The sequence below is a fragment of the Vreelandella alkaliphila genome (assembly GCF_016107625.1).
GTDB lineage: Bacteria > Pseudomonadota > Gammaproteobacteria > Pseudomonadales > Halomonadaceae > Vreelandella > Vreelandella alkaliphila.
The window spans coordinates 228,033-240,920 of the sequence record NZ_JABASV010000003.1; the positions used below are offsets into that span (position 1 = coordinate 228,033).

The 12,888-nt window shown below is 54.3% G+C and carries 10 protein-coding genes; 7 read left to right on the forward strand and 3 right to left on the reverse strand.

The window, feature by feature from the left end:
* Positions 1–67: 67 nt before the first annotated feature.
* The 4 genes from JFC11_RS06245 to JFC11_RS06260 all read left to right on the forward strand — a co-directional run bounded on the left by JFC11_RS06245 (position 68) and on the right by JFC11_RS06260 (position 5,672).
* Positions 68–1,216 (forward strand): exonuclease SbcCD subunit D, encoded by a 1,149-nt coding sequence (locus JFC11_RS06245; RefSeq protein WP_198349080.1) that lies wholly within the window; start codon positions 68–70, stop codon positions 1,214–1,216.
* Complete coding sequence (locus JFC11_RS06250; RefSeq protein ID WP_038477419.1) at positions 1,213–4,278, forward strand: AAA family ATPase; 3,066 nt, start codon at positions 1,213–1,215, stop codon at positions 4,276–4,278. Before JFC11_RS06245 ends, JFC11_RS06250 begins: the two co-directional genes overlap by 4 nt.
* 120 nt (positions 4,279–4,398) lie before the next feature.
* Complete coding sequence (locus JFC11_RS06255; protein WP_198348995.1) at positions 4,399–5,184, forward strand: tellurite resistance TerB family protein; 786 nt, start codon at positions 4,399–4,401, stop codon at positions 5,182–5,184.
* Positions 5,184–5,672 (forward strand): phosphatidylglycerophosphatase A family protein, encoded by a 489-nt coding sequence (locus JFC11_RS06260; protein WP_038477413.1) that lies wholly within the window; start codon positions 5,184–5,186, stop codon positions 5,670–5,672. The genes JFC11_RS06255 and JFC11_RS06260 overlap by 1 nt, the downstream gene beginning before the upstream one ends.
* A gap of 89 nt (positions 5,673–5,761) precedes the next feature.
* Here the strand turns inward: JFC11_RS06260 and JFC11_RS06265 are convergent, their stop codons facing one another.
* The 3 genes from JFC11_RS06265 to JFC11_RS06275 form a co-directional block, all read right to left on the reverse strand.
* Positions 5,762–7,144, reverse strand: coding sequence for an NAD-dependent succinate-semialdehyde dehydrogenase (locus JFC11_RS06265; RefSeq protein WP_198348996.1), 1,383 nt, complete (start codon positions 7,142–7,144; stop codon positions 5,762–5,764).
* A gap of 199 nt (positions 7,145–7,343) precedes the next feature.
* Positions 7,344–7,979 (reverse strand): peptide-methionine (S)-S-oxide reductase MsrA, encoded by a 636-nt coding sequence (msrA, locus tag JFC11_RS06270; protein WP_038477408.1) that lies wholly within the window; start codon positions 7,977–7,979, stop codon positions 7,344–7,346.
* Positions 7,980–8,068: 89 nt separating this feature from the next.
* Entirely contained in the window at positions 8,069–8,971 is a 903-nt protein-coding gene (locus JFC11_RS06275; protein ID WP_038477405.1) for a LysR family transcriptional regulator, read from the reverse strand.
* A gap of 137 nt (positions 8,972–9,108) precedes the next feature.
* Between JFC11_RS06275 and JFC11_RS06280 the strand changes: the two genes are divergently transcribed.
* The 3 genes from JFC11_RS06280 to JFC11_RS06290 all read left to right on the forward strand — a co-directional run bounded on the left by JFC11_RS06280 (position 9,109) and on the right by JFC11_RS06290 (position 12,708).
* Positions 9,109–10,620 carry a CoA-acylating methylmalonate-semialdehyde dehydrogenase gene (locus JFC11_RS06280; protein WP_198348997.1) on the forward strand — a complete coding sequence of 504 codons (1,512 nt, stop codon included), beginning with the start codon at positions 9,109–9,111 and terminating at the stop codon, positions 10,618–10,620.
* Between the two features lie 26 nt (positions 10,621–10,646).
* Positions 10,647–12,302, forward strand: a complete 1,656-nt coding sequence (locus tag JFC11_RS06285) for a GMC family oxidoreductase (protein WP_198348998.1) — start codon at positions 10,647–10,649, stop codon at positions 12,300–12,302.
* A gap of 202 nt (positions 12,303–12,504) precedes the next feature.
* Positions 12,505–12,708, forward strand: coding sequence for a cold-shock protein (locus tag JFC11_RS06290; protein WP_009101184.1), 204 nt, complete (start codon positions 12,505–12,507; stop codon positions 12,706–12,708).
* Positions 12,709–12,888 lie beyond the last annotated feature (180 nt).

Below are 12,888 nucleotides of genomic sequence, written 5' to 3' on the forward strand. Positions count from 1 at the left end.
GCTGCGTGACGGACAGTTTGGAATGCAGATTGCTATGATGGGGCATATTTTTTGCGTTGAGCCTGCCATGCGACTACTTCATACCGCCGATTGGCACTTAGGGCGGCTGTTTCACAACCTCTCCCTGCTGGAAGACCAGCGCCATGTATTGAACCAGCTACTGGATATTATCGACCGCAATGCGGTGGATGCTGTGCTGGTTGCAGGCGATATCTACGACCGTTCGGTGCCGCCATCCGCCGCCGTCACGCTGTTAGATGAGGTGCTTGGTGAGCTGTGTGAAAAGCGTGGCCTACCGGTGATTATGATTTCCGGCAACCACGACGGCTCTGAGCGACTCGGCTTCGGGGCGCGTCACCTGCGCCAAGCAGGGCTGCATATTCTGTCTGATCTATCTGCCTGCGATCACCCGATGACACTGTCGATTAATGGGGAAGAAGTGGATGTGTTCGGTATTCCCTACGCTGACCCGGAGTATGTACGCAGCCAGTTTTCGGTGGATGTCCGCGATTTCGACAGCGCTCACCGTTTCTTAGTCGACCGTATCAACACCCAGCGCCAAGCGGGACGCCCCACCGTACTAATGAGCCACTGCTTTGTGGATGGCGGCAGTGCCAGCGATTCAGAGCGACCGTTAACCTTGGGAGGCGCGGAAAGCGTTGCTTGGGAGCCGATGCAGTCGTTTGACTATGTCGCCTTAGGCCATCTTCATGGGCCGCAGTATCGCGGCGGTGAACATATTCGCTATAGTGGCTCGCTGCTTAAATACAGCTTCTCAGAGGCTAACCAGCGCAAAGGCGTCACGCTGGTGGATATTGGCCCCGAGGGCGTGAGCCAGATTGAACACCGACCGCTGACGCCGCGCCGAGAGGTACGTGTGCTGGAGGGCGAGCTGGCCGAGCTGCTAGCACAAGGCAGAACCGATACCCAAGCCGATGACTATTTGTTAGTGCGTATGACCGACCGCCACGCGATTCTTGACCCCATGGGCAAGCTACGCGAGGTCTACCCCAACGTGCTGCATTTAGAAAAGCCCGGCATGCTGGAAGCCCAAGGGCGGCAGCAGTTAGATCGCGAACGGCTGCAATTTAGTGCTTTGGATATGTTTAGCGATTTCTTTACCCAAACCAGTGGGGACACCATGAGTGATGAGCAGGCCAGCGCCATGCGCGAACTCATCACCGCCCTAAGCCGTGAGCAGGAGAGCCAGTCATGACACCGTTAACGCTCACCATGCAGGCGTTTGGCCCCTTTGCTGGCAGCGAAACGATCGACTTTACTGCGCTGGGTAAAAGCCCGTTGTTTCTGATTAACGGCCCCACGGGCGCAGGGAAGAGCTCGATATTGGATGCCATCTGTTTTGCGCTTTACGGCCAGACCACTGGTAATGACCGCGATGCCGGGCAAATGCGCTGTGACCAAGCTGCTGCTAGCTTGTTGACCGAGGTGAGCTTGGATTTTCGCCTGCGCGATAGTGCTTACCGAGTGCGCCGGGTGCCCCAGCAGGAGCGTCCCAAGGCCACTGGTGAAGGCACTACCACACAAAGTGCTGAAGCCCAGCTGTGGCGGCTGACCCCGGAAGGTGATGAGGATGAATGTTTGGTGGCGCGTAAGGTCACTGATGCCAACAGCCAACTGCACGCTTTAATAGGTCTGGATGCTAATCAGTTTCGCCAAGTAATGGTGCTCCCCCAGGGGAAGTTTCGTGAACTGTTGTTAGCGGAATCGAAAGACCGCGAGAAAATTTTTTCGCAGCTATTTCAAACCCAGATTTTTCAGCGCATTGAAGAGCGCCTGCGTACCCAGGCGAATCAAATAGAGCGAGCGGTGAATGATCACCGCCAGCATATCAGCGGCATTTTGGCCGGGGGCGAGCTGGAAAGCGAAGCGGCATTAGAGCAAGAAGTAGAGGCGCTAACCCCGCAAGTAGGGCAAGCGCGTCAGCGTTTTGAAACCGCTCAGCAGCAGCGCCGTAGTGCTGAACAGCGACGAGATGAAGCCCAAGCGTTACAGCGCCAATTTGAAGCGCGGGACAGCCTCGCCGCAGAGAAAGCACGCCACCTTGAGCAGCAAGCGCAAATAACGACCTTTCAGAGCCGCTTGACCCAAAGCGACCATGCTCAAGCGCTACGACCTTACAGTGCTGCGTTAGTCCAAGCCCAGCAGGCACTCACTACCGCCCAAGCAGAGCAGCGACAGGCTGATGCCGCGCTGACTACCCAGCGAACGAATACTGAACAAGCCAAGCGTACCTTTGAAGCGGCACGCCAGCGCCAGACCGAACTACCTGCACTGCGCGAGCGCCATCGTCAGTTGGGCGAGTTTATCCACAAAAGTCAGCAGTTAAGTGAGCTTGAAGCGCGCTGGCAAGCGGCACAAACCGCTTGGCAGCAAGCCGATGGCATACTTAAGCGTGATGAAGCTCAATTAGACGGTATTCGTCAGCAAGGTGAAGCGCTAAGCGTTACTCTTGAGCAGCTGCAAACGGAAAGTCAGCAGTTGGCCAGCGCCCCTGCAGAGCTGAGCCGCCATGAGAGCCTGCTAGCTCAGCGGCAGGAGTTGGAGGCGCTGATGCGGCAGGGGCGTGAACTTGTCGTTCAACAACAGCAGGCAACGGCGGCACTTCAAGGTCGGCGCAGCGAAGCAGAACAGGCGAAGCGCCACGCAACTGAGCAAGAGATGCGCTGGCACCAAGGGCAGGCCGCACTGTTAGCGCTCACTCTGCAAGAAGACGCGCCTTGCCCGGTGTGTGGCAGCCTTGAGCATCCTGCCCCAGCGGTTCAGCATGCTGATCTAGTTACCCAAGCGCAGGTAGAAGAAGCCCGCTCGACTGAGGAACAGGCTCGCCACGCCTTACAAACCGCCGAGCATCAGGAGCAACAGTTAGCGCAGCAGTTTAGCTATAACACTGAGCAGGCGCAGCGCCTTCGTCACCAGCTAGGCGATTGGGCCAGCCAACCGCCGTTTGAGCTGCAACAGGCCTGCGAACAATTGCGCCGCCAAGTCGCGCGTCGGCAACAGGTCGAAAGTGAGATTAACCGGCAAAGCGCTGCCCGTGACGAGCTACGTAGCGGCTGGGGCACGCTGGACAAACAGCTCAAAGCCCAGCGGCCTCAGGTTGAAAAGGCCAAAGAGGAGGCGTTACGGCTAGAGAGCCAGCGCGATCAATTAAGCCAATCACTGCCAGAAGATGCCCGTAACCCGTTGGCCATGCGCCAAACGCTCACTGAACTTGATAACCAAATTACTGAGCTTGAACAGGCCTGGGAGCGTGCACAGCAGGTGCTTTCGACGAGCGAAACCCAGCAGGCGCGGGCAGAAGAGCAGCTGCGCAGCGCAAACCAGCAGCTGGCGCGTAGCCAGCAAGCGCTTGAACAGGCTCAGGCTGAGTGGCAAACGGCGCTACAAGCCAGTTCATTTGAAAGTGAAGCTGCTTTTCAGGCGGCTCAGCTAGAGGATAACCAACGGCAAGACCTGGCTCGCCAAGTAGAGGCCTATCAACGCCGGTTGGCTGAGCTTGACGGCGCGCTACACAATTACCACGCCCAACTGGCCGAAAAAACGCCGCCAGATCTCGCCGCACTCGCCACACTTACCGAAGCCGCCCAAGCGGAGGAGCATACCCAACTCGAAGCGTGGCGAACACTAGATGGGCGGTTAAATACGTTGCAGGGTATTCGCCAGAAACTTGCCGCCGCCCGTGCGGCCCAGGCCGAGCTTGAAGCCCAGTATCGGGTGTGGGGGACATTAAGCGAAGTGGCTAACGGGCGCACCGGTAATCGCATTAGCTTGCAGCGGTTTGTGCTAGGAGTGCTGTTGGACGATGTACTGATCCAAGCATCTGAACGGCTGGTGCGTATGAGCCGCGGGCGCTACCAGTTGGTGCGACGCGAAGACCCATCCAAGGGCAACAAAGCCTCGGGATTGGAATTGGACGTGGCCGATACCTACACCGGCAAAAGTCGCTCGGTAGCGACGCTTTCCGGCGGCGAGTCGTTTATGGCGGCGTTGGCGTTGGCACTAGGGCTTTCTGACGTGGTGCAGGCCTACGCAGGCGGGATTCAGTTGGATACGCTATTTATTGATGAGGGCTTTGGTAGCCTTGATCAGGATGCATTAGACCAAGCGATTGCTATGCTCAGTGAGTTACAAATGGGCGGGCGAATGATCGGGATTATCTCTCATGTCAGCGAACTCAAAGAGCAAATGCCTGTCCGTGTTGAAGTGCGTGCCAGCCGACTTGGTAGCTCGGTGGAAGTGAAGGGTGCGCTTCTTTAATGCCTGGGGTGGCGTTAATTCATGCTGCGTTCATACAGCATGTTTTATAACGGAAGTGAATCGTCTAGCGAGCCCTAGAGATACTATCCACTTAGATACTATCCACGTAGGAGTGCAAGGATGAACGCAAGCAAGATTTTACAACAGTTGATGAAGCAGGCCGGCGGTAGCAGAAGTAGTGGAAACAGTAGTGGAAACAGTGGTGGAAACAGCGGAAGCGGTATCGATGTTAAAGGCGTTATTGATGGGCTATCGCGCCAGCTAGGCGGTGGCAGCAGTAGCGCAGGCCAGGGATCGCGGCAAGGGGGCGGCTCTAGCGGTTTTGATATTAAGAGCCTGTTAGGTGGTGGCGCAATGGGCATGCTTATTGGCTCTAAGCGTGGTCGTAGCATGGGCGGTAAAGCGCTCAAGTACGGCGCAATTGCTGGTGTGGGCATGCTGGCCTGGAAAGCATGGCAAAGCTCTCAGGAAGGGAAAAATGCGGCTAACTCGTCTAATGCTGCTCAAAATGCATCCGAGGGCGAACGGGTAGAAGTGCTTAGCGGTGAGTATCAAGAGCGGCGCAGCCTTGAGCTGTTGCAAGCAATGATTATGGCCGCCAGAGCTGATGGCCACATTGATGAGCAAGAGCAGGCACTCATCACAGAGCAGATTGATGCGCTAGGTGCCGATCAGGAGATGCATCGCTGGGTCGAGCAGCAGCTCAATGCCCCGCTGGATGCTCAGACACTAGCCCGTGAAGCTGACTCTCCCCAGGCTGCCCGCGAGATGTATCTGATCAGCGTCGCTGTCACTGATGATCAAAATCCCATGGAGCGCGCCTGGTTGGATCAATTGGCAAGTGCGCTGAATCTCTCGCCCGACATGGCTGCCGAGCTTGAACGCCAGGCGCAGCAGGCAGGTTAATGCTGGATACACTTAATTTTTGGCTAGCCACCGGCTTTGGGCTGGGGCTAGCGCCAGTCGCGCCGGGTACGGTTGGTTCGCTGCTGGGCATTCCCTTAGCGTGGTGGTTGTTGAGCCGACCACTGGTGCAGCAGGGCGTTATCATCGCTGTTCTGCTGGCACTTGCAGTGCCGATTTGTCACGTCGCGGCGTGGCACTACGCAGGATTAGATCATGGCAGCATTGTTGCTGATGAGTACTTGGCGTTCCCGCTAGCGGTTATTGGGCTGCAAGCAGCTCGCCATCCACTGGTGATGGCGCTGGCATTCGTTATTTATCGCTTCTTTGATTCGCTGAAGCCGCCGCCAATTCATTTGGCAGAGTATGTGCAGGGTGGCTTTGGAATTGTGTTAGACGATGTTATTGCGGCGTTAGTGACGTGGGTAGTGATGGCCCTAATAGTGAAGTTTTGGCAGCGCCGAACCGCTGAGCAACGTTTAAACCCATAACAATATCAGCAACAAAAAAAGCGCCGCTAGCCTGTTGAAAGCTAGCGGCGTGCTCTTTTTATGACCTATGACTCTGAGCGTTTACCACCTCACTCTTTAACAACAATTACCGACTTTACGTTAACGAACTCAAGCATGCCAAAACCGCCATGCTCACGCCCATAACCAGAGTCTTTAACGCCGCCAAACGGCATTTCCGGGGTAGCGACGCCAAAGCCATTGATAAACACCATGCCAGTGTCGAAGTACTTGCTGGCAAGCTCAGTAGCACGCTTCACATCTTTAGAGATGATGCCACCGCCGAGGCCATAACGGCTGTCATTAGCAATGCGAATGGCGTCTTCGTCGTCTTTAGCGCGAATCAGCGCCGCGACGGGTCCGAATAGCTCGTCATCGTAGGCGGGCTGGCCGGGTGTCACGTTATCCAGCACGGTCACTGGGTAAAACGCGCCTTTACCAGATGGCTTTTCTCCGCCGCAGAGGATTTTTGCGCCTTTACGCACACTCTGTTCCACCTGCTCGTGGAGAGCATCGCGTAGGTCAACCCGCGCCATAGGGCCTAAGTCGGTATCATCTGACCTGGGGTCGCCTACTTTCAGCGCCTTCATCTTTTCCACAAAACGCTCTTTGAACGCTTCATAGTTGGCATCGGTCACCACGAAGCGTTTTGCAGCCACGCAGGTCTGTCCGGTATTAAACACTCGGCCAGTGACGCAGGTTTTGACGGCAACGTCGAGGTCCGCATCATCCAGCACCAAATAGGCATCGTTTGAGCCCAATTCCAATACGGTTTTTTTCAGGTGTTCGGCTGCTTTTGCCGCCACTTTACGACCTGCACCATCGCTACCCGTAAGGGTGACGCCACGAACCGCCTGGTGTGCAATCACCTCATCAGATACATCGTGAGAGATAATGATCGTGCGGAAAACGTTTTCCGGTAGGCCTGCCTCGCGGTAAATCTTTTCGAGCAGTAGGCCGCTGCCAGTGACATTTTCAGCGTGCTTCAGGAGTACGCTATTACCCGCCATAATGTTGGCGATGGAGTAACGTACTACTTGATAAGCGGGGAAGTTCCACGGTTGTATGCCGTAGATAACACCCATGGGAGAGTAAGTGACAATGCCACGCTCGCCATTGCTGGGGTTGCGCTCTTCGTCAGCTAATGTAGTGGGGCCATGCTTAGCGGTGTAATCGCAGATGCCTGCGCAAAGCTCGACTTCCTGGCGGGCTTGGCTGGGTAGCTTACCCATTTCCTCTACCATCAGTTCGGCAAGCTCATCTTTATTGGCGTTAAGCGCCTCGCCAATGGCTTTTACCACCTTAGCACGCTGTTCAAGAGGTTTAAGCCGCCAGTCTAGAAACGCTTCATGACTGGCCTCGACAATCTGCTTGGCTTGGCTGGCATCCATCAGCGCATAAGTCTCAAGCGTTTCGCCGGTGGTTGGGTTAACGGTTGTGATGCTGTTGCTCATAAGATCTCCTATCTTTTGATCAACGGGGCGTTAAAGAATAGACCAGCTATTAGCCGACTGGTCTATTAATACTGATTCTCCACTCTAGTAGAAAAACGCTGCTTTGCCCAAATTGATTGTTAGCGTCTTAACTAAAGCGCTATCCCTAGGGCAGTCACCGGTAAAAAACGTTCCGTTAAGCCCGTATGTTTATGGTGGGCTACTGAAATGTTGGGCCGCCAGCTTCCTCGCCCCATATCTCTTCCAGTCGATCATCACGACCACAGCTCAAGCGATAAAATCGGTAGCGCAGTGGATTTTTTTCATAGTAATCCTGGTGATACTCTTCAGCTTCCCAGAACTCGCTGGCAGGGGCTATCTCAGTCGCTATAGCCTGGTCAAAGCGTGCTTCCATTTCAGCTTTCGACGCTTCTGCTAGTTCTCGTTGTTCATCATTATGGTAAAAAATGGCTGAGCGGTACTGGTCACCGCTGTCGCAAAACTGGCGGTCTACGGCGAAGGGGTCAATATTGCGCCAGAAAATCTCTAGCAGCTGTTCGTAGCTGATTTGGCTGTCATCGTAGGTAATTTGCACCACTTCGACATGGCCAGTTCCACCGCGAGAAATCTGCTCGTAGGTAGGGTTTTCAAGCTCGCCGCCCATATAACCAGAGATGGTGGCGCTGACGCCGGGCTGCTTATCGTAGGGCGGTTCCATGCACCAAAAACAGCCGCCAGCAAACGTAGCTTCCGTATTGGATTGGGCATGGAGTGGCGTGCTGGCGAGACCTGCGGCCGCTATGACAAACAGCGTTAAGGGCTGAGATAAGAGGCGAAAACGGTGGTATCGAATCATTGTAAGCACTCCAGTAGACGTGGTGAGTTATCGCTCGATGTCGAGTCGCTTAGTGGCAACGTTGGCTAATACCTTACATAACCTATTCGCTACCCCAGCCGGTAAGGCCATACTGTGTCTAACGTATCCAATGCCGCTCTGATAGTCGGCTCCGCGGCACGTTCTTTGCGCCATATCATGCTAAGTGCGCAGGGCAGACGAACATTTTCGGCTACAGCCAAACCGCTTTCCTGGCGTTCGGCCATTGCCAGCGCGTCCCTAGCTAAGCTTAGACCCACTCCCGCACGTACTAAATCCAGCATACAAGCTTCTTGGTCTACTTGGGCAACCCTATTAGGTGTGGCGCCACTTGGGGTTAGGACGCGCTCTAGCAGCCGGTGGTGTGCCGAGACCGAGGGCGTGACTATCCAGGGAAGTCTGGCTAGAGCTTCCCAGCGAGTATCTAACAGTTTGGTTTCCCAGCCTGCTGGGGCAATTACGTGATAGTGGAAGTGGGTCAGCTCACGCCAAGCAAGGATTTCGCTTCCTGATCCTTCGCCGGGAGGGGCGAGAAAAAAGCCCACATCCAGTTCGCCTTGCTCTACTTTCGTTAATACGTTGCCACTCATCCCGTGGTGCAACTCGGTTTCCAATTGAGGGGCGCGAGCCATCAATCGGCTGAGAAATTTGCCCAGCCGAATAAATTCCGGGTCAACAATCGTGCCGATTTTTAGTTTTCCTCGCAGGGTGCTGTGCAAAGCGCTAGCGCGTTGCTCAAAGGCCAGGGCGCTGGCCAGGGCATTTTCTGCGGCGGGCAATAATGCATAGCCATCGGCGGTTAGCGTTAACCCCTGAGGGCGACGGGTGAATAGGGTTAACCCTAAGTGCTGCTGAAGTTGCTTCAACTTTAGACTGACGGCGGGTTGAGTCAGGTATAGCTGGTCAGCTGCCCGTGAAACGCTTCCGGTACGTGCGACGGCTACAAATGCCCGTAGCGCTGAGTTTTCTTGCATAAGCGAGCACCTGTTGTCGTTATGTTATTTGAAAAGCTTATATCTGGGTTAAGAATTACTCAATTGATTGCCTCGCAGAGCTGGTTAATCTGTCGATACTTAATTCGTTATTTTAATCTGCTTATAAAGGTAGCCAAATGACAACAACCACTATTCATCATTTCATTAACGGGCAGATCAGTCAGGGTAGCTCGGGTCTTTCTCAAGATGTCTTTAATCCTGCGACGGGTAACGTTACCGGAAACGTGGTTCTTGCCTCTGCATATGATGTAGATAGTGCTGTGCAAGCCGCTAAAGCGGCATTTCCTACTTGGGCCGATACCCCGCCCATTCGCCGGGCACGGGTAATGTTCAAGTTTTTGGAGCTGCTCAACGCCCATAAAGATGCATTGGCGGAAGCAATTACTAAAGAGCATGGCAAAGTGTTTACTGATGCCCAGGGCGAAGTTGCCCGGGGGATTGATGTCGTTGAATTCGCTTGCGGTATTCCTCAGTTGTTAAAGGGCGACTATACCGAGCAGGTGAGTACGGGTATTGATAACTGGACCATGCGTCAGCCATTGGGCGTGGTGGCTGGCATTACGCCGTTCAACTTCCCTGTCATGGTACCGATGTGGATGTTCCCCGTGGCGATTGCTGCAGGTAACACCTTTGTTCTTAAGCCTAGTCCGCTTGACCCCAGCGCCTCGCTGATGATTGCCGATCTGCTCAAGCAGGCTGGCCTGCCGGATGGTGTATTCAACGTGGTTCAGGGCGATAAAGACAGCGTTGAAGCGTTGATCGACCATCCGGATGTTAAGGCGTTGTCGTTTGTTGGCTCTACGCCGATTGCTAACCTGATTTACGAGCGCGGCGCTAAGCACGGTAAGCGGGTGCAAGCACTGGGTGGCGCTAAAAACCATATGGTAGTGATGCCGGATGCCAACTTGGATAAAGCCGTGGATGCCTTAATCGGCGCTGCTTATGGCTCGGCAGGCGAGCGTTGTATGGCAATCAGCGTGGCGGTGCTGGTGGGCGATGTGGCGGATGGCGTGGTGGCTCAACTGGCGGAACGTGCCAAGGCGCTGAAGGTTAAAGACGGCATGCAGCTGGATGCGGAAATGGGCCCGATTGTCACCCGTCAGGCTCACGAGCGGATTAGCGGTTACATTAATAAAGGTGTAGAAGAAGGCGCACACTTGGTGGTGGATGGCCGAGAATTTGATGCCGCGCAAACCGGTGACGGCTGTGCCGAAGGCTTCTGGATGGGCGGTACTCTGTTTGATCATGTCACCCCCGAGATGACCATTTACAAAGAAGAGATATTCGGCCCAGTGCTGGCCTGTATTCGGGTGCCGGATATTGCCACTGCCATTCAACTGATCAATGACCATGAATTTGGTAACGGAGTGAGCTGCTTCACTGAGAGCGGTAGCGTTGCGCGGGAATTTGGTCGCCGTATTCAGGTGGGCATGGTCGGCATCAATGTGCCCATTCCGGTACCCATGGCGTGGCATGGTTTCGGCGGTTGGAAGCGTTCGCTGTTTGGCGATACGCATGCTTATGGTGAAGAGGGCGTACGCTTCTATACCAAACAGAAATCCATTATGCAGCGCTGGTCAGACTCTATTGATTCAGGCGCCGAGTTTGTGATGCCTACGGCGAAGTAACGCCATTACGTTACGGGAGCCCGTTCATGTCACATGTTACTAATAATAACTTCGATTATATTGTGATCGGCGCAGGCACCGCAGGGTGCCTGATGGCTAACAGACTCAGTGCTAACCCAAGTAATAAGGTGTTGCTAATTGAAGCAGGCGGGCCGGATAACTACCACTGGATTCATATTCCGGTGGGCTATCTTTACTGCATCAACAACCCGCGCACTGACTGGCTGTTTCGTACCGAGCCTGACAAAGGGCTCAATGGTCGCTCACTGATTTATCCCCGGGGTAAAACGCTAGGTGGCTGCTCCAGCATTAATGGCATGCTTTATCTGCGTGGTCAGGCACGGGATTACGATCACTGGGCCGAGTTGACCGGCGATGACGCCTGGCGGTGGGAGAACTGCTTGCCAGATTTTATGAAACACGAAGACCATCACCGTTTGGATGAAGGCGGTGATGGCGATGCCGATCATCGCCGTTACCATGGCCATGGTGGCGAATGGCGGATCGAAAAACAGCGCTTAAGCTGGCAAGTATTAGATGATTTCGCCGAGGCGGCGGTGCAAGCGGGTATTCCGCGCACTGATGATTTCAATCGTGGTGATAACGAAGGCGTTAACTATTTTGAAGTCAACCAGCGCAATGGCTGGCGCTGGAATACTTCTAAAGCGTTTTTGCGGCCGATCAAGCAACGCACCAACCTAACGATTTGGCACTCTACCCACGTCAATCGTCTGCTATTTGAACCGCAAGATGGCCAACCGCGCTGCGTAGGCGCAGAGCTTTTGCGTGAAGGCAAAACGATCAACGTGACAGCCAATAAAGAAGTGGTGTTGAGCGCAGGGGCAATAGGCTCGCCACAGATTCTGCAGCTTTCCGGTATTGGCGCGCCCGAGCTATTACAACAGCACGGTATTGATGTGGTGGCAGCGCTACCTGGCGTAGGCGAAAACTTGCAGGACCACTTGCAGATTCGCTCTGTCTATAAAGTGAAAGGGGCAAAAACGCTTAATACCATGGCCAGTACTCTACTGGGTAAAGCCAAGATTGGTTTGGAGTACGTGTTGAAACGTAGGGGGCCGATGAGTATGGCGCCTTCTCAGTTATGTATCTTTACGCGCAGTTCTGACGAGTATCAGCACGCCAACATCGAGTACCACGTACAGCCATTAAGCCTTGACGCGTTTGGCCAGCCACTGCATGGGTTTCCTGCGATTACCGCCAGTGTCTGCAATCTTAACCCCACAAGCCGTGGCTCGGTAAGGATCAAAAACCGTGATCCACAAACGGCGCCCGCCATTGAGCCTAACTACCTGAGCACGCAAGAAGACCGCAAGGTGGCGGCAGACTCATTACGGGTTACGCGGCGGATTGCCGAGCAGCAGGCATTCGCTAAGTATCAGCCAGAAGAGTTTAAGCCTGGGTTGCAGTATCAAAGCGACGAAGAGCTGGCCAAATTGGCGGGCGATATTGGTACCACGATCTTTCACCCCGTTGGGACGGCGAAAATGGGCCGCGATGACGACCCGGGGGCCGTGGTGGATTCGAAGCTGCGTGTTAAGGGCGTGAGCGGCCTGCGAGTTGTGGACGCCAGCATTATGCCGACCATTACCAGCGGTAATACCAACTCACCTATCTTAATGATTGCTGAGAAAGCAGCAGGGTGGATGGTGTCCGCGGACTAGTCATCACCCTGACATTTTTTTTAACTATAGTATTGACGTGCGGCTAAGTTAAGCGCATGCTGAATGCAGTTGGTTAGCAAGTCGAACGTTGTCAGCAGTATCGAAACGCCCAAGCGTTTAGTCTGGTGAAAGTTTCTTGTTCTACCCACTGCAACTCGGGTATTACCCGGCTCTACATCAAGCTACATCGAGGATTTCGATCATGGCAACTGGTACCGTTAAGTGGTTTAACGACACTAAAGGCTTCGGCTTCATTTCTCCGGACGACAATGGCGACGACCTGTTCGCGCATTTCTCTGAAATTCAAGCTGACGGCTTCAAAACTCTGCAAGACGGTCAGAAGGTTTCCTTCGACGTTACTCAGGGTAAAAAAGGCCTTCAGGCTTCTAACATCAAAGTTCTTTAATTAGAAACGATGATGTTCGCTGTTAGCGCGTAACGCTAATATGCTAAAAAACCCCGCGAAAGCGGGGTTTTTTCGTTTTTATCTAATCGGTATCCTGTTCACGCCTCACGCCTCACGCCTCACGCCTCACGCCTCACGCCTCACGCCTCACGCCTCACGCCTCACGCCTCACGCCTCACG

Bases quoted from the DNA above. Each gene is read 5' to 3' on its own strand.
- JFC11_RS06245 (WP_198349080.1), top strand. From the start codon at position 68: ATGCGACTACTTCATACCGCCGATTGGCACTTAGGGCGGCTGTTTCAC.
- JFC11_RS06250 (WP_038477419.1), top strand. From the start codon at position 1,213: ATGACACCGTTAACGCTCACCATGCAGGCGTTTGGCCCCTTTGCTGGC.
- JFC11_RS06255 (WP_198348995.1), top strand. From the start codon at position 4,399: ATGAACGCAAGCAAGATTTTACAACAGTTGATGAAGCAGGCCGGCGGT.
- JFC11_RS06260 (WP_038477413.1), top strand. From the start codon at position 5,184: ATGCTGGATACACTTAATTTTTGGCTAGCCACCGGCTTTGGGCTGGGG.
- JFC11_RS06265 (WP_198348996.1), bottom strand. From the start codon at position 7,144: ATGAGCAACAGCATCACAACCGTTAACCCAACCACCGGCGAAACGCTT.
- msrA (WP_038477408.1), bottom strand. From the start codon at position 7,979: ATGATTCGATACCACCGTTTTCGCCTCTTATCTCAGCCCTTAACGCTG.
- JFC11_RS06275 (WP_038477405.1), bottom strand. From the start codon at position 8,971: ATGCAAGAAAACTCAGCGCTACGGGCATTTGTAGCCGTCGCACGTACC.
- JFC11_RS06280 (WP_198348997.1), top strand. From the start codon at position 9,109: ATGACAACAACCACTATTCATCATTTCATTAACGGGCAGATCAGTCAG.
- JFC11_RS06285 (WP_198348998.1), top strand. From the start codon at position 10,647: ATGTCACATGTTACTAATAATAACTTCGATTATATTGTGATCGGCGCA.
- JFC11_RS06290 (WP_009101184.1), top strand. From the start codon at position 12,505: ATGGCAACTGGTACCGTTAAGTGGTTTAACGACACTAAAGGCTTCGGC.